Below are 17,002 nucleotides of genomic sequence, written 5' to 3'. Positions count from 1 at the left end.
TTAATTCTCCAAAGTTTTTCTTAAATCTATCATATCTTCTATGGCATTTCTATATATATGTCGTTTAAATCTATTGTTTCCAGCTTTAATTTCCACATATTCACAATCAAATAATGAGTCTTCAAGAACAGAAGAATCTCTTACAAAAATTATAGGAATATTTACTTTTCCATATAGTTTTTCTATTTCTTCTAATAAATACTCTTTTAATTCTGTTGATTTATTGTTATTTTTTGTTCTATTTACAACAATTATGATATTTTTATTAACTTCTATTACATCTTTTAGTGTAGCTAATGTTGCTTGTACATCAACAATTGAAGTTAGAGTTGGGATTATTACTTTATTTGATTTTTTGATAATATCATTTATTCTTGTGTCTTTAAATCCACCAAAATCATAAACAACTCTATCATCATAAGGAATTTCTTCATACTCTTCACTCGATACTAAAAATCCTTTTTCTTCTGGCATTAAGTTATGTGCCGAAGAGTGAGAATCGTTTGTAACATAAGTATAATCTAACATTTGAGAGATTTGAACTGATAAAGTGGTTTTCCCTACTCCACCTTTGATACTATAAACAACTATTGACATGAGCTATCCTAATTTTTTCTATATATTTCTATATAATAATATATTTTATAGAAGAGTATTATATCAAATTATTTATTTATATAAAATATATAGTAATATTATATGGTTGTATATAAGAATATAAGAAAAGTATTATCAGAAAAGAAAATAAAGGAGTATAAAAACTACTCCTTTATTTATAAAAAGTTAATGTTGGATTTTGCCTTTTTCATACCATTTTCTAAGCCATGCATCAAGTGGATACATAAATTTATAAATAGCAGGAACAACAAGTAAAGTTAAAATTGTTGAACTCATAAGTCCTCCAATAATTGCTAAAGCCATTGGTGCGTTACTTTCGTGTCCCGCTCCACTTCCAAAAGCAAGGGGAATCATAGCTCCTATCATGGCAAAAGTTGTCATTAAAATAGGTCTTAGTCTTTTTTCACCAGCTTCTAAAAGTGCATCATCAATACTTTTCCCATCTTTAATAGCTCGATTTGCAAAATCAACTACTAAAATTGCATTTTTACCAACCATTCCTAAAAGAAGAATTATCCCAATCATTACAAATAAACTAAATGAGTTACCACTTAAATATAAAGCTACCATAACTCCTGTAAAAGATAATGGCATAGAAATCATAATAATAAATGGTTGTATGATTGATTCATACAATGCAGCTAAAATAAGATAAATCAAAATAACAGCTAAAAGAACAGCTGCTCCAAAAGCTTTATTTGTATCTTCCATATCTTCAACATCACCTGTGAAACGATAGTTGTATCCTTTTGGAAGAATTTCAGGCATTTTTTCATTAATTACTGCCACAATTTTATCAAGGGAAGTGTTAAAAATATTTGCAGTTACTAAAACTTTTCTTTCCCTATCAAATCTATTAATTGAAGCATTTCCTAAACTCTCTTTGATTTCTATTAGTCCTTCAAGGGCAACAAATTGACCATTTGAATTTCTAACTTGTAATTTTTTTAAATCATCTAAAGAAGACCTAAAATCATCTTTTAATCGTACAGTTATGTCAAATTGTCTTCCATTATCTTCATAATAAGAAACAGCACTTTCACTTGAATAGGCTGAGCCTAAAATTGAAGCAATTTGTTCAACACTAACTCCAACTCTTTGGGCATTTTCTCTTAGAATACCAATTTTTATTTCAGGTTTTCCATTTTCAAAATCCCTATCAACATCAACAATTCCAGAAGTCTCTTTTAATATTGCCATTAATTTTGCAGATGCCTTATCAAGTTCTTCAAGTTTATCTCCTGTGATTACTACTTGAACGGGTGCTGTTGTTGCTCCTGTATCAAAATCATCAACTTTTTCAACAGATATAATCATGCCTTGAATTGATGAGAGTTTATCTCTATAATGTTGGATAATTGCCTCTTGTGTTTTTACCCTTTCACCTAAAGTTTTAAGTTTTACATAAATTCTTCCTTTATGTAACTCATTTGCAGAGTTATAACCAATTGATGAAATAGAATATAAAATATCTTTATCCTCTTTTAACATATCATCTAAAGGAGTTATAACTTTTTTCATAGATTCTAAGTTAATTCCAACTGGTGCTTTAATAGTTATTTGAAACTCTGCATTATCTTGCATTGGTAAAAATGACATACCAACTTTTAGAGTAGTAGAAGCCACTAAAAGACCAACAGTAACAATAATCGTTAAAGTTTTATATTTAATTAAAGGTTTTAATAACCAAACATAACCTTTATCAATAGCTTTTAAAATAGGTTCTGTTTTATGGTAAAAAGCACTCTCTTTTGAGCTTAAAACCCGTGCAGCGATACTTGGAATAAACATAATAGCAACAAGGAATGAAATAACAATACCAGCAGCAACAGTCATTGCAAATGAGTTAAAAAACATTCCAACAATTCCATCCATAAAAGCAACGGGAACAAAAACAGCCAATAATACAGAAGAAATTGCTAAAACAGAAAAAGCAACTTCTTTTGCACCTTCAAAAGAAGCACGAAATGGCTCCATTCCATTTTCCATTTTTTTCATTATATTTTCAATAACAACAATAGCATCATCGATAAATATACCAATAGCAAGGGTAAGTCCAATAAGTGTTAAACGATTTAAGTCATATCCTAAATAATTGATAATCGCAAAAGTTCCAATAACAGAAGTTGGAATTGCTAAAGCTGAAACAAAAGTAGCTGTAACATTTCGTAAAAATAAAAATACAATAATAACTGCAAGAAATGCTCCAAAAATAAGGTCAAATCTTACATTATTGATATTAACCATAATTTTTTCAGATTGGTCTTGTAGGATTTTGATTTCAGTTTTGTCACCTGCAAGTATTTGAAGTTTTGGAAGTGTTTTTTTAACTTCATTAATAATATTCAAAACATTTTCACCAGCTATTTTTTTTACTTCTAAAGTAACACCTTGTTGTCCATTAAAAGAAGAAAAACTTTTTGCATCACTTAATCCATCTTGAACCGTTGCAATATCTTTTAATCTAACACCTGGTTTTACTAATAAATTACCAACTTCTTCAATATTTTGAGCATCACCTTGAGCTTTTATAATAATTTCTTGGTTTTGATTAACAAGTTTTCCAACACCTTGTTTGATATTTTGTTTTTGAATAATTCCACTTACATCAGCGGGTGTAAGATTGTATTTATTTAATAAAAAAGGGTCTATAAAAATACGAATTTCTCTATCTTGGTATCCTAAAATATTAACTTCACCAACACCTTTAATTCTTTGTAGCTGAGGTTTTAGTTTTTCATCGGCAAGTCTCATTAAAGCACTTGTATCATTTCCCTCAGATGCAATAAAAAGAGAGATAACAGCTCCTGCACCTCCAAGTTTTTTTACCACTGGTTTTTCAACTTCAGCTGGTAAATTTAATGCACCAATTTTATCTCTTACGTCATTTGTTGCTTCATCCAAATCTTTTGTAAGTTCAAACTGAATAGTTACAACACTGAAGCCTTCATAACTTGTCGACATAAGTTTATCAATACCATCAACACCTGAAACAGCCTCTTCAATTTTATCTGTTACTTTTGTTTCAACTGTTGATGGGTCTGCTCCATTGTAAGTTGTTTGTACAGTAACAACTGGAAAATCAACATTTGGAAAAAGATTTGTAGGCATTGAGTTATAAGACATTAATCCAAAAACAATAAATGTTAAAACTCCCATTAAAGTCGTAATGGGACGATTAATAGCTAATTTATACATAACTTACTCAGCTTTAATTGAGCCATTACCAAAAAGGCCTGGCATTAAATCTTTTGTTTTAACTTCCGCTTGCATTTCTCTTGTTTCAGTTAAAATAGTTGGGTAGATTTTTGTGATTTTAGCTTCATAAGTTTTATCACTTCCATCAACTTTATAGTTAAAAATTTGACCAACTTTTACTTTTTGCCAATATTTTTCATCAAATTTTAATACTAGTTTTACATCATCTAAAGCAATAACATCAAGAAGTTTTGTTTGAGAAGCCATTACAATAGAACCTAAATCAATATTTTTTTTAGTAACTATTAAATCATACGGTGCTCTTAATTCAGTTTTTCTCAAAATAATCTCTTTATTTTGGGCATTTAATGAAGTAATTTCTTTGTCATAAAGGTAGTTTTCCATTTTTTCTTTATCTATAACTTCAGATATTTTTGCGTATCTCTCGTAAATTTTTGCAGAGTGTTCAGCGTTTTTTCTTGCAGTTTCATATTCGTTTTTTTCTTGGGTATTATTTAAAGAAAGGAGTAAATCTCCTTTTTTTATTTTATCCCCAACATTTACATTTAGTGTTGTAACAATTCCTGATGCTGATAAACCTAGCTCAGATTTTTTTTCACTAACAACATCAAATGTTGCGTAAATATCTTCTGCAAATAGACCTTGAAACATAAATAATACAATTATAAAAATCTTTTTCATTGAATAGCTCCTTTAATATTTTCACCCATTTCATAAAGCAATACAGCTTTTTGGTATTCAACTTCATTTAGGGCAGTTTGTAGTTGAGAATTTGAATTAAATTTATCACTTAAAGCATCAAGATAACTAACATTATTTACAATTCCTTGTTGGAATTTCTTTTTAATTAATTCATAAGTCATCTCAGAAGCTTGAAGTTTTGCCTTTGCTGCTTCAATTTTTGCCAAAGAAGTTTTATAGCTATTTTGAGCATTCTTAAAACTAGCTTTTGCTTTATATTTTGCATAAGATAATTCACTATTTTTTGATAAATAGTTTAAATAAGCAGCTTGTGCATTTGAAGATGTAGAAGCAAAATCAAAAATTTTCCATTGCATTGAAAGTTGAACACTATTTTGTTCTTTTAAATTTTCTGTTGCAATTGGATAATCAAAATCATGTTTTGAATAGGTATTTTGTAGTGCTATTGTAGGTAGATTTGGTGCTTTTGCCATTTGTATTTCTGATTTATTACTTTGAACACTCTCTTCAAGTGCTAATATATCTAATCGTTTATTTTCTTCATTATTTGTATTCTCTTTGTAAACAATAGTAGAGCCTTTTTCTACACTTACTTGTTCACCAGTTAAATACTCCAAAGTATTAGAAATATTATTTAGTGTGTTATCCAATGTTAATAAATCAACTTTTGTTTGCTCAATTGAAGAGACAATTTTTTGTAACTCGTCAGCTGTAATAGCACCAACTGATAAAAATTTCTCTAAACGATTACGTTCAGCTTCAAGTTGTTCCATCTTTTTTAAAGTTGATTCTTTGTTTGCTAAAGTGCTTAAATAGTTGTAATAATAATAAATAACATCCAATGAAATATTATTTTGAACAGAAGCTAAAGAAAAAGTTGCAGATTTTACAAGGGCTTGTTGTTGTTCAAAAGAAGCTTCTCTTTTTCCACCATCATAAATAGTAAATGCAAGTGTTGCTGTTCCTGTTATATCTTTTTCAGCAGCAAACATATTACTTTCTTGATTAAAAGTTTGAGTAGCTCCCAAAGTTAGATTTGGCATATATGTACTTTTTGTTGCGTACTCTTTCTCTTTTGAAGCTTCTAAACTATATCGTGATGCTTCTACTTGTTTGTTTTGTTCTGCAAGATTTAAAAGTTCATTTAAATTTCCAGAAAATGCAAAAAGAGGGAAAAGAGATAAAAATAGAAATTTTTTCATAATACTTTCCTTGTACATTGGTTTAATAAATAAGTTATATGTTTAGTTAGCATTTGTTGGGCTTCATCAAAACCCATATTTGAAGCTTTTGCTTTAATTAATGCACCTTTTAGAAGCATAATAATGCTATTTGTTAATAGGTCAATATCATCAATAACAAATTCATCTTTTTCTATACCCTCATACAAATATTTAGTAATAAAGTCATAATCTTTTTGGAAAAAACTCTCAAAATAAGCTGTGTAAAGGGAAGTTTTGTCAATAAGCATTGAACTTACAAAGTGTTGAAAAAGAATAAGTGTTTGTTCTTTATCAAAGCCTTCTTGACATTCACTAAAATTGTAATATTCTAAAATTTTTTCTTTTGCACTCATATTTGGATTAATTCGTGTATAAAAAACTTCTTCATGTTGTTGGGTTAAAATATCCCAAATAGTAAAAACTATCTCTTCTTTATTTTTAAAATAAAGATAAATAGTTCCTTTTGCAACACCTGCACTTTTTGCTATTTGATCAATACTTGTTTGTTGAATTCCTTTTTCACAAAAAAGGGCAATGGCTGATAGTGCTATATCGCATCGTTTTTCTTCTTTGTCTATAATTCTTGCCATAAAATACCTTATTTTAATAATGAATGACCGTCAGTCATTATTAAAATAATATAACTTTAAAAAAGAAAAGTCAAGAACTAAGAATAGTATTCTCAACTTTCGCACATAGATTCCACTAAATTCATGAACTAAAGTTGATAAATAAAGTCCATAAGTAGGCACTTTTTAGTATAATTACGTTACCACTAACATCATTATAAAGGTCTATCTTATGGAACTTGCAAATTATATAGAAACTGCTATGAAGAGCATATTAAAAAATCCAATTTACGAAGTGTTATCAGAAATAAAAATCACAAAAATACTTAAACAAAGTAACTTTGTTAAGAGAGAAGTTGGATATCCACCATTTCAAATAATTTTACACTTTCTTTATATGCTTATTATGCAAAAAAGACAATCAACTTTTATAAAAAATAGTGATAAGGCTTATGGTAAAGATGTATATTATAGATTTATCAAAGAAAAACGCTATAACTGGCGTAAACTTTTATTGTTAAGTGCTACAGAAATTTTAAAAAAGATAAAGCCATTGCATAAAAATGGTGAGTATCGCCTACTAATTATCGATGATACAGTAGAACCAAAAAGAGGTAAATTTATTGAAGGTACTTGTAAATATATCTGGAGTAATAAAGAGCATAGAAGTATTAATGCACTAAATATAGTGTCTCTAAATTATGCAGATTCACACTCAACATTTCAATTGGATTTTTCTATAAAAATGAATGATAGTAAAAGAAAATCTACATCAGAGTTCACAGCAAAATTGCATCATAGAAGTAACGCATATCAGCGTAAGAGTGAAATTATTAAAGGTAAGAATATGCTAGCTCTTGAGATGTTAGAAAGAGCATTAGATAATGGAATTGATGCTGATTATCTACTTGTTGATAGCTGGTATGCTAAACCAAATTTTATAAAAGAAGCAAATACTTTAGGAATGCCTGTAATTGCAAGACTTCCAAATAATAAGCTCATTTGGAACTTTAAAGGTAAATATAAAACTCTAAATGCAATATATGATAGTTTAAAAAATATTCGTCATAAATATAGCGGTAAACATGGAAAGATATCTTATAAGTATTTCGATTCAGTTTTAGAACATGCTGTTTTAGGAAAAGTTAAATTGGTATTTTTACACACTGGAAAAGATTTATTAGTTTTTATATCAACAGATATAAGTATTTCAGGTAAAGAGATTTTAGAAACTTATAAAAAGAGATGGAATATTGAGCAAGGCTATAAAGATCTAAGACTCTTGTTTGGCTTAGGAAAAGAAGAAAATCGTATCTATGAAGCTCTTATTGGAAAAATCACTCTTTCTATGTTTACTTACAACATTGTAAGTTATATAAACCGCATAAAACATGAGCCACAAACACTAGGAGAACTTTTTAGAGATTTAGAGTGTGAACTTGAAACCCTTGCAATTTCAATGCAACTTTTTATTCAAATACTTACAAAAATCTCTGAAATCCAAAATGTTGTCAAGGATAATAAAGATTTACTTCAAATTATTGCAGTTATAAGTGCTTTCACTCAAAAAGAGTTAGGTTTTATGTGCGAAAGTTGAGTTTTTTATCTATTTCTTCAATCATATTTGTTAATTTTTCTAAATCTTTGTTGGTAGCTTCAAATTCTTTAATTTCTTCAGCTTTAGCATATTCTTTAAAAGCAAACCTTATTTGCATTAATGCCAGTAAAATATTTGGGTTTATATTACTCATAATACTATACCAATTATTTGGGGACAAAGATATTTTAATTATTCTCTCATCATTATAATTTAATACTTTTCCATCTAAAAACTTTATTTGACTATTTTCTTTTAAATATTTTTCGTGTCTAAATAGTTGAAATTGTGATGTTGCAAATGAACGAATAAAATCTTGTAAAATATGAACTGATGAGCCTGCAAAAGAATCTTTTGTTAAATATTTATTTTTATTTTCTATAAATATGATTTTATCATCAGTTTTAATTACTAAATCACATTCAGGTATCATATTCTTTGAAATTTTATATTTACCTGTAAATATTTGTATCGAATCTCTTTTACTAAATATTGATTCAACATAATCATCAATTCTATTACCTATTACACCATTAATATTTTTATTAATATTCAGTCTTGTCTTTTCAACTAAAGTATTATAAAAATACATTTTAAAGAATTTAAAACCAACAATATAGTAATCATTTTTATATTTTATAATAGGATTATGAATAAATAAATTTTTAGTATCAGATGTATTTAATGGTAAAGAATAATTTATATTAATTTCTTTTGCATCAATAGAAAAAAAGTTTAATATATGTTGTAATTCATTAACTTGAATTTTATCAATTTTTATTAAAGTATAATCATTAGTTTTCTCAAGATTTAATAAAAAAGTTATTAGTTCTTCTTTTGTGAATTTAAACTTGTTATAAAAGTCATTATTAGAAAAAATATCTTTTGCAAGATTGTTTACATAGCTAATTAAAGTATGTGTATGCAGTGGATAACTTAATACATATAAGCTTGAATGTTGTATTTGCTTTTTTAATTTCTCTTCTATATTTTTTGCATCTATAAAAACATAATCCCATTGACTAACTTGCCTAAGTTGATATAGGTTTATAAAGTGTATAAAAACTTCCAAAGTTTTTGAAAAAGTTTTATCATCAGTTTTTTTAAAATTTGATTGATAGATATTTTTTAAAGATAAATTGATTATGTAGTTAAATGGGATTTTTTTATCTAATCTGCTTTTATGTAAAACATAACTAAGAAATTCAAAAATATCAATCTGCCTTAATTTTTTTTCAATAACAGATACAATCTTTTCCTCTTGTTTTTTATTAAAAACTATTTTATAATCTATAGAGTATATATCTAAGTTACAATGATTTTTGAAAAACTTTATAGATTCAACAAATTCAGGAATACTTTTATCCATATGATACATACCTTCAAAGTCATCTATAAAACCTGTTGTACTCATATAATTTAATAGATACAATTTTTTTAACAGTTGTAGCCAAAAATTTTTATTTTTAAATGACACTATTTTTTCATCTCTATATATGCCATAATCTCTTAATGTATTAGCTAATGCATAATATAGTTTTGCATCTTTTTCAGATATATTTTCTAATAAATATTCTACTTGTACTTGCTTAGAAATGTTAAAAAGTGTATCTACATTTATATCAAAAATATCACTACTATCTAATATAAATTGTTTGATATGATTTTTAAATAATTCGTTATCATTAAATTCATAGCTTTCGATACTAATATTGTAATCATTAAGTATTATTTTTCTTAATTCAGGAAAACTTTTTTTTGTTTCTTTAATAGTTTTAATTTTCTGAAAATATTCTTGTTCACTTGCCAATAGCTCATTTACAAGGTCTATAAAAATATGTGTATAGTTAATATTCATTAGATAACCTAAATTAGAAGTAGTATGTATTTTATCAAAATGTTGTGTTTTGTCAATATTAAAAATATGCAAATGCTAATATTTAAGATTACACATTTTATTATTTTTTATGCAATATAAAAAATGTGCTTTCTATAATGAAATAGCACATTAATAGGTAATCGAACTTTAATTTAATTTTGAAAATATTTTTTCCATTCTTCTACTAAAAATTGATTATCTTCTATAATTTCAACATAATCATTTTTATCTAATCCAAATTCTAAAGCTTTTTTCTCGATTTTTGAATTATAAGAAAAATCAAGAATTTCATCTTGAAGAAAAGCATTTTTTAATTCACTCTGAAATAAATCAATTTCAAGTTTTAATCCATGTAAATGATTTATATGCTCACCAATTTCAATATCCCAATCTAATTTATGATTTAAAGAAGAGATAATATTTTCTCTAGAGTATTTTATTTCAATGGCATCTTCAAATTTTTCATTTATATCTTCTATCAAAGTTTTAATATTAACTTCTTCTAATTCTCTTAATATAAAATATAAATCAAAGAGATCTTTTATCGTATCAGGTCTATCACACAAAGCCTTTAATTTGTATAACAGAAGATTATATAAGTTTTCAGTTCTAAAAATATCACTATTTATAAATAAAAAATCTTTCAATCTACAACAAGTAAAATTTAAAAGTTCAATTTTTATAATCTCATCATTTTCTTTAAAGCTATAAAACATTCTATAAGCTTTTTCATCTTTTATCCATTTTATATTTTCAAGTTTTGCATCAGGAATTTTTGACATTAATTCTAAGATTTTATTTTTTATGCTATCTATTTCTTCTTTAGTTTTTAAATTTGTAAAAAAGAAATCTAAATCTTCTGAATGTCTATAAGCTTGAGGTAGTACAAATCTTTGTAAACCAGTACCACCTGCAAGAAACATTTCATTTTCAAGAGGTTTTAATTGTTTTAGTATTCTATCTTGATTTTCAAATACATCGTCCCAATTATCCCTATGCATAATTTAATTTACCTAAGATTTGTTTTTGTAAATTTGAAGGTAGATTTTCTTCAATCTTTTTTAAAATCTTTTGATTTTTCTCTCTTATTCCTTTCAAAATATCATAAGTTGTAAAATTAGTTCCCCAAAATACAGATTTTAATTTGTTCTCTTCTATTTTAGTTAAATTATGATTCTGATTTGTTATTGGTTGTATATTTCTTTTAAATAATTGTTCTGTTTGTTCATCAAGTTTTTTTCTATAAATCATATCTTTTAATATAACCATAGCATATGCTGGAACAGAATTTTTTTTCTTCCAGCCAACAACAGTATTATAAGGAATTTTTGAATATTCAGCAAATTCTTTTTTCTTGAAATTGTTCTTTATTAATAGGGTTTCAAATATTGTATTAGTAATTTCCATGTGAACTCCTTTGTTATTTGAAAGTTTAACATTTTTATATAAATATGTCAAAATGACAACTATGAATAATTACTTATTATGCTTTAAAGTTTGTAAAATTTATGCAACCCATAATTTGTTTTTATATTCTCCTTGTAAAAATTCTTTCTCAAACTTCTAAATAAGATTATATTACAGTTCGATTTAGAAATAAAATTCGTGTTTTATTTGTTAGAATAAAGTTTAAATAGGATAAATAAATGTACAATTTTATTTAATAAATTTGAAATTAGGGCTGCTAATGGAAACTTTTACAGATGTAATGAAAGTAGTTGAAAAAAGTTTTTCTGAAAAACCAACAGAAGAATATATAACTCGAAAAACAGATATTAAGTATCAGCCAACAATTACTTATGTTTATCAAAGAAATGTCACAGCTGATGCAAAAAAACAAAATAAAGACCTTATTGAAAATCTTGTAATGAATTTACCAAATAGAAGTTATCAAAAATATATAGATATTGAAGAAGTAGAAGATTATGATTTTTCTAATAATTTGGTTTTAGAGATGTTATCTAGAAATAAAATATTTAAAAAGTTTTCACGACCATTTCTTAGATACAATGGGCTTACTAATAAAAATGAATTGACTAAAGTAGAAAAATCTATAGAAAAAAAATATTCTAAGTTAAAAAAAATGTATAGCCAATATTTGGGTTTTAACATGGACTATTATGATGTTCTTAAATATACATTTAGAGGATTTCATACAAATAATTTTTCAAATAATAAATATAAAGTAGATGCATTTCCTCGTATTTGTGATATTAAAAATGGATTAGAAAGAGCTATTCAATTTTATTATGAAAAAGATTTAATATGTAATTTAGCACTTCAAAATGATAATATTTTGTTAAATGATGTAATAGAATATTATTCTGATTATATGTTTATAACTGAAAAAAGTAATATAATAGAAATTCACAAAGAATTACCTATAAGTATTTTAGATAATGATTTTATATCAACGCTTTCAGAAAGTGATTTAATAAACAGAATTGAGAAAATTAAAATAGGTTCTATGTTTAGTGATTTAGAATTTATTGGATCAAAAATAGTTAATATTGATTTAAATATGAATCTACCACTAGAAGAACTGATAGCTTATGTTAAAAAAATAAAGGAAGAATATTCAAAAAGCAAAAGTCCTTTTGAAATATTAAAAAATAAAATTGAAAAAATAGATAATCCAAAGAGTTTAGGACTTATACCTAAAGATAATCAAAAAAGAAAAAAAACATATGCAGATGCCTTTTATATTTATGATTTGTTTGAAAGTATTTATTTTTACTTTGAGAATATAAGAAAAGATATAAAAGATAAATATAAAAAAGAAAAAAATGAATTAAAAAAAATTAAAGTTACTGATACAAGAAAAAGTAAAATTGCAAATTTAACTGAAGATTATGAATGTGAAATTGAAAATTATAATAAAGAAGCACTTTATAATACAATACATCATGTATCAGGAATTGAAATTAATAAAATAAAAAAACTTCATAAACTACTAAAAGAGTATATTGAAGAGCTAAAATATAAAAACATTATATTTAATAAAGAATAATCCGCAAAAATCTTACCATAAAAACTACATTCAAATTTGGCTAAAAAAACATGCATTTTTTAGCCAAGCATCAAATTAATTAAACTTCTACAATTCTCTTCTAATTTAATCAAGGAGAAAAAAATGTCAACAAACGTTGAAAAACTTTATCAAAAATATAAGAAATCATTGCTGAAAAAAAAAGAAGCAGCAGAAGAATTAAATATTTCAGTAGCAACATTGGACAGATTGAGAAATCAAGGTTTAATCAAATCAAAAAAAATAAGAGGTGGAGTTTTTTTTACAATAACTGAAATTGCTTCATTTATTGGAGAATAAAATGATAGGTCAAGCAGAAATTACAAAAGAAAATTTTGAAAGTTATCTTAGAATCATTATGAAAGATTTAGAACTAGATGTAGCAGAAGATGGTAGTATTGAATATCAAAATAATAGTTTCAAGAAAAAGTTAATGTTTAAAAATAAATCTTTTGTTTCACCATATAGACGAACTATTTATAGTAGAACAGATACTATACCATTGATTCTAAATAGCCATTATAATGGGTTGAGCTTTCATGTTTTAAAAAAACATATTTCAAATTTGTTTTTATCTAAAATTTTAAAAATATTTTTTTTACTACTTGAATATTGGAAAAATAATTATGCCAATTGTAGTAATAATCAGCATTTAAATCAACTAATATTTAAATTAAATGAAATTTATGACAATAATATTGATGATATTATCGAAGAGAATATATCTAAAAAATTACGTGAAATTGAGAATATTAGTAATGAATATGATTTTGAAATTTTTGTTAAGTTTGAGGGAAAAGTTATTCATGAAGAAATTCAAGATAGAAATAGTATCGAAAATATTTTCAATACAAAACATGAAGATTTTATAAATTATGTATATAGAAAAGTACTTATTGAAGTTCAGTATCCTTTATATGAATTAATTAATAAATCTGAAGATAATAGGTTTTTAGGAATTATATTTGAAAAAAGAGAATTAGAAATTTTAAAAACAATATTTTCACATATTTTTAAAGATATTGATAAAAAGTATGAATATGAGAATCATACTAAAGCAATTAAATTTATACATAACGATGTGTCTTTGGAAAAAGAGGGATTACAATTATTAAAAAGATTCTTAACTTTAGCAAATAATATCAATGACTTTTTTAGTGAAGTTTTAAACATTGATGAATTAAATATTAAAAAAGAAATGTTTAGTATAAATTTTACTGAAAAAAATCTTTCTCTTTTTGAGAGTGATATTTATTCAGAAGTTATTGGTGTTGATGGAAGAAGTGAAGTTTTTATGGATAAGTTGTCTAAAATAACTAAGATTAAAACATTAAATAAAAAACTAAATGAAAAAAGTGTAATAGATAATACTATTTCAAAAAAAACAAACTATAAAGAAAGAAAGCCAAAAAACTTTAATTATCCATATCATCGAAATTCAGCTAATAGTATTCCATCTTTTTCTAATGTTTTTATGAAACCAGATAGTTCCAATTTAATATCAAAACCTATTTTATTGGATGAAACACTAGAAAGTTTTAATACTTATATACCTTTAAAAGAAAGGTTAAGACATTCATATCTTTTAGCAGGACCAGGTGGAGGTAAAACATCTTTACTTGAATATTTATATTATCAGGATATTCAAAACAAACAATGCAGTAAAATCTTTTTTGATATTATGGGGAAAAGTACAAAAAAGATTATGCAATTTGTGGATAAAAAAGATCTATTACTACTAGATTTTACATTAAAAGAAGGGTTTACTTTTATAATAAATCCCTTTAATTTAAAGAGTAAAAAAAATAAAAAAATTAGTAAAAAAGATATAGCATTTAGAACAAAAGTTATAATAAATGCACTTGAAAAAGTTTTAGGAATAGAATGGTCATCTAATATGAAAGTAGTTCTTGGTCCTTGTATAGCAACATTATTAAGAAAAGGAAATTCAAATATATTTGAATTACAAAGATTAATACAAGGTGAAAAAGAGTTAGTTGATTTAGGTAAAAAAAGTCCTAATAAATGGCATAGGGATTTTTTTGAAACTCAATTTGATGATGAAAAATTAGATGTTACAAAAGATGCAATAAGTACAAAAATTCAAGCTTTACTAAATGAAGATGAAACATTTCTAAATATGGTTATGGGTGAGGATACTATTGACCTTGAAGAGGCAATTAATACAAAAGGTAAAACAATTATTATTAAGCTTCCAAAAGAAGCAAATTTATTAGCAAGATTAATTGTAGAAATGATTCAAGAAATTGTTAAAAAAAGAGTAGTAGATTATCCAGAAGATGAAATAATTGACACACATGTTTATTTTGATGAATTCCAAAACTATATAACTGAAACTCTTGAAGAAATATTAGCTGAATCAAGAAATTATAAATTGTATGTAACTTTTGCACACCAAACATTAAAACAAATGCCTAATAAATTAGAAGATATGGTTTTATCTTGTACTAATATTAAAATTGTTGGTCAAAATTCACATAAAAATTTAATGGAAATGTCTAAAGAGATACAAGTTCATATTAAACAATTAGAAGCATTAAAAGAAGGTGAATTCTTTTTAAAAGCTGGTGCAAATAAAGCTATTAAAATAAAAACTACTGATAAATTTATAAATATGGAAATTGATGAGGAAAAATATCAAGAACATATAGTATATCAACTTGAGCATTACTACGTAAAAATTGAAGATGAGAATATCATTGAAGCCACAGTAGATGATTCAAAACCTTTAGCTCCTACAAAATCATTTTAAGGAGCTAGAATGATGTATTTAAAACAAAAAGAGAGTGATACATTAGTTTCTTTAGCAAAATATAAATTTTTATGTTCTTCTCAATTTACTCGATTAGGATTATATAAAAATAAAGGCGATGTAACTAATTTACTTAAACCTATGACTGAGCAAAAAAAGCCTTTAATTGGTGTAATTAAATTTCCAACAGACCCAACAATTGGAAAGTTAGAATACATCTACTATTTAACAAAATTTGGTGAAAAAGTACTTCTTGAGGATTTAGATTATCCTCAAGAAAAAATAAAAAAAGTAAAAAGTAAACCTATTTCTACAAAAGACTATTTTCACAGAAGAGCTACAATTGATTTACATATTGGATTAAATCAATGGTTACAAAACAATAATGGTGAAATTAAATTTTTAAATTACTATTTTGATAAGGTAGGAACTATTAAAAATAAAGATAATAAATCAGTTATTGAAATTAATAGATTTTACTTAGAAAATGGGAAGTCATTTATTCCTGACATTAGTACAAAATTTAGAGTTAATAATGAGAATTACATTTTTTTATTTGAACAGCATAATGGTAAAGATAGTAAAAGATTAATAGATCAACTTCACATACATTTATTAGCTATTTCTCAAGATGTTGTATCAAAAAAATTCAAGTTTAATAAGTCAAATCGAGTTGCTATTGTTTGTGAAGAAAAAAGTGTTAAAGATGCAGTAATTCAAAGACTTCAAAAAACAGATGTTTTTAATACATTTCATAATTTTTTCATTTTTAAAACCAATGATGAATTAAAAGAAGATTTTTTTAATAACTGGACTTTAATCAATGGTGAACAAGTAAGTTTTATTCAAAAAAGTAATAGTAATTTGTCAAATAATGAAGTTATTTAATGTCATATTTTATAAATTATTATGGATACTACTTAAATAGTTTAAGAGAAAGCCTAAATAACTGTATTTGAGATGAGATTTAGTATTCGAATATATGTAATTTCTTATTAAATTTAGATTTCTTTATTTTAGAATTTTAAAACCAAACTTTTTCAACAATATATCATAAATACAACCAAACCTATGGAACAACTCAAAATGATGAGTTGTTCTATATTTTTGTATCCCAAAAATCAAAAAAGGATGAGAATATGAGTAAAGAATCTAAATGTTTTGATTTTCCAAAACAAAAGAAGCATTATGAAAAATGGAAAAAGCTTATTAAAAATCTAAGTAGTAATAAGCCAAATGAAACAAAAATAGAACCAAAAAGCAAAGAAAAAGAGAAAAAAACCTTTGAGAACTATTTCCCAGTTAGCACAATAACAAAGTGTTATGTTAATAGATTAGATTATGAGCCTATTTTAAGGGCATAACAATGATACCACCCACAATCTTACTCGCAA

14 protein-coding genes are annotated in these 17,002 nt (G+C 25.2%); 6 read left to right on the top strand and 8 right to left on the bottom strand.

Annotated elements, in window-relative coordinates; genetic code table 11:
• From AELL_RS10475 to AELL_RS10455, 5 genes are all read right to left on the bottom strand, one after another.
• The gene (locus tag AELL_RS10475; RefSeq protein WP_118917910.1) at positions 1-597 is read right to left on the bottom strand and encodes a nucleotide-binding protein; all 597 of its coding nucleotides are present in this window, start codon (positions 595-597) and stop codon (positions 1-3) included.
• A 186-nt stretch (positions 598-783) separates the two neighbouring features.
• Positions 784-3,816 (bottom strand): efflux RND transporter permease subunit, encoded by a 3,033-nt coding sequence (locus tag AELL_RS10470; RefSeq protein ID WP_118917909.1) that lies wholly within the window; start codon positions 3,814-3,816, stop codon positions 784-786.
• Positions 3,817-3,819: 3 nt separating this feature from the next.
• Complete coding sequence (locus AELL_RS10465) at positions 3,820-4,518, bottom strand: efflux RND transporter periplasmic adaptor subunit (RefSeq protein WP_118917908.1); 699 nt, start codon at positions 4,516-4,518, stop codon at positions 3,820-3,822.
• Entirely contained in the window at positions 4,515-5,741 is a 1,227-nt protein-coding gene (locus AELL_RS10460; protein WP_164967213.1) for a TolC family protein, read from the bottom strand. The genes AELL_RS10465 and AELL_RS10460 overlap by 4 nt, the downstream gene beginning before the upstream one ends.
• Positions 5,738-6,352, bottom strand: coding sequence for a TetR/AcrR family transcriptional regulator (locus tag AELL_RS10455; RefSeq protein WP_118917906.1), 615 nt, complete (start codon positions 6,350-6,352; stop codon positions 5,738-5,740). The genes AELL_RS10460 and AELL_RS10455 overlap by 4 nt, the downstream gene beginning before the upstream one ends.
• A 211-nt stretch (positions 6,353-6,563) precedes the next feature.
• Between AELL_RS10455 and AELL_RS10450 the strand changes: the two genes are divergently transcribed.
• Entirely contained in the window at positions 6,564-7,928 is a 1,365-nt protein-coding gene (locus AELL_RS10450; RefSeq protein ID WP_118917905.1) for an IS4 family transposase, read from the top strand.
• Here AELL_RS10450 and AELL_RS10445 read toward each other — a convergent pair.
• From AELL_RS10445 to AELL_RS10435, 3 genes are all read right to left on the bottom strand, one after another.
• Entirely contained in the window at positions 7,912-9,786 is a 1,875-nt protein-coding gene (locus AELL_RS10445) for a hypothetical protein (RefSeq protein WP_118917904.1), read from the bottom strand. The two genes, AELL_RS10450 and AELL_RS10445, sit on opposite strands and share 17 nt — an antisense overlap.
• Positions 9,787-9,959: 173 nt before the next feature.
• The gene (locus AELL_RS10440) at positions 9,960-10,808 is read right to left on the bottom strand and encodes a nucleotidyl transferase AbiEii/AbiGii toxin family protein (protein ID WP_118917903.1); all 849 of its coding nucleotides are present in this window, start codon (positions 10,806-10,808) and stop codon (positions 9,960-9,962) included.
• Positions 10,801-11,214 (bottom strand): hypothetical protein, encoded by a 414-nt coding sequence (locus AELL_RS10435; protein ID WP_118917902.1) that lies wholly within the window; start codon positions 11,212-11,214, stop codon positions 10,801-10,803. The genes AELL_RS10440 and AELL_RS10435 overlap by 8 nt, the downstream gene beginning before the upstream one ends.
• Positions 11,215-11,494: 280 nt before the next feature.
• Here AELL_RS10435 and AELL_RS10430 point away from each other — a divergent pair, with 280 nt between their 5' ends.
• From AELL_RS10430 to AELL_RS10410, 5 genes are all read left to right on the top strand, one after another.
• A complete protein-coding gene (locus AELL_RS10430) occupies positions 11,495-12,817 on the top strand; it encodes a hypothetical protein (protein WP_118917901.1) in 1,323 nt (440 codons plus the stop codon).
• 123 nt (positions 12,818-12,940) lie between these two features.
• The gene (locus tag AELL_RS10425) at positions 12,941-13,135 is read left to right on the top strand and encodes a helix-turn-helix domain-containing protein (protein WP_118917900.1); all 195 of its coding nucleotides are present in this window, start codon (positions 12,941-12,943) and stop codon (positions 13,133-13,135) included.
• 1 nt (position 13,136) lies between these two features.
• Positions 13,137-15,608 carry a TraM recognition domain-containing protein gene (locus AELL_RS10420; protein WP_118917899.1) on the top strand — a complete coding sequence of 824 codons (2,472 nt, stop codon included), beginning with the start codon at positions 13,137-13,139 and terminating at the stop codon, positions 15,606-15,608.
• A gap of 9 nt (positions 15,609-15,617) precedes the next feature.
• Complete coding sequence (locus AELL_RS10415) at positions 15,618-16,496, top strand: hypothetical protein (RefSeq protein ID WP_118917898.1); 879 nt, start codon at positions 15,618-15,620, stop codon at positions 16,494-16,496.
• 251 nt (positions 16,497-16,747) lie between these two features.
• Complete coding sequence (locus AELL_RS10410) at positions 16,748-16,972, top strand: hypothetical protein (protein ID WP_118917897.1); 225 nt, start codon at positions 16,748-16,750, stop codon at positions 16,970-16,972.
• The last annotated feature ends 30 nt before the right edge of the window (positions 16,973-17,002 follow it).

The sequence above is a fragment of the Arcobacter ellisii genome, from assembly GCF_003544915.1.
GTDB lineage: Bacteria > Campylobacterota > Campylobacteria > Campylobacterales > Arcobacteraceae > Aliarcobacter > Aliarcobacter ellisii.
Note: the sequence above shows the minus strand (reverse complement) of the source record. Positions and strands in the feature narration are given on the sequence as shown.

Excerpts from the sequence above, each read along its gene's own strand:
- AELL_RS10440 (WP_118917903.1), bottom strand. The coding sequence starts at position 10,808 with ATGCATAGGGATAATTGGGACGATGTATTTGAAAATCAAGATAGAATA.
- AELL_RS10430 (WP_118917901.1), top strand. The coding sequence starts at position 11,495 with ATGGAAACTTTTACAGATGTAATGAAAGTAGTTGAAAAAAGTTTTTCT.
- AELL_RS10455 (WP_118917906.1), bottom strand. The coding sequence starts at position 6,352 with ATGGCAAGAATTATAGACAAAGAAGAAAAACGATGCGATATAGCACTA.
- AELL_RS10425 (WP_118917900.1), top strand. The coding sequence starts at position 12,941 with ATGTCAACAAACGTTGAAAAACTTTATCAAAAATATAAGAAATCATTG.
- AELL_RS10470 (WP_118917909.1), bottom strand. The coding sequence starts at position 3,816 with ATGTATAAATTAGCTATTAATCGTCCCATTACGACTTTAATGGGAGTT.
- AELL_RS10435 (WP_118917902.1), bottom strand. The coding sequence starts at position 11,214 with ATGGAAATTACTAATACAATATTTGAAACCCTATTAATAAAGAACAAT.
- AELL_RS10450 (WP_118917905.1), top strand. The coding sequence starts at position 6,564 with ATGGAACTTGCAAATTATATAGAAACTGCTATGAAGAGCATATTAAAA.
- AELL_RS10415 (WP_118917898.1), top strand. The coding sequence starts at position 15,618 with ATGATGTATTTAAAACAAAAAGAGAGTGATACATTAGTTTCTTTAGCA.
- AELL_RS10475 (WP_118917910.1), bottom strand. The coding sequence starts at position 597 with ATGTCAATAGTTGTTTATAGTATCAAAGGTGGAGTAGGGAAAACCACT.
- AELL_RS10445 (WP_118917904.1), bottom strand. The coding sequence starts at position 9,786 with ATGAATATTAACTATACACATATTTTTATAGACCTTGTAAATGAGCTA.
- AELL_RS10410 (WP_118917897.1), top strand. The coding sequence starts at position 16,748 with ATGAGTAAAGAATCTAAATGTTTTGATTTTCCAAAACAAAAGAAGCAT.
- AELL_RS10460 (WP_164967213.1), bottom strand. The coding sequence starts at position 5,741 with ATGAAAAAATTTCTATTTTTATCTCTTTTCCCTCTTTTTGCATTTTCT.
- AELL_RS10420 (WP_118917899.1), top strand. The coding sequence starts at position 13,137 with ATGATAGGTCAAGCAGAAATTACAAAAGAAAATTTTGAAAGTTATCTT.
- AELL_RS10465 (WP_118917908.1), bottom strand. The coding sequence starts at position 4,518 with ATGAAAAAGATTTTTATAATTGTATTATTTATGTTTCAAGGTCTATTT.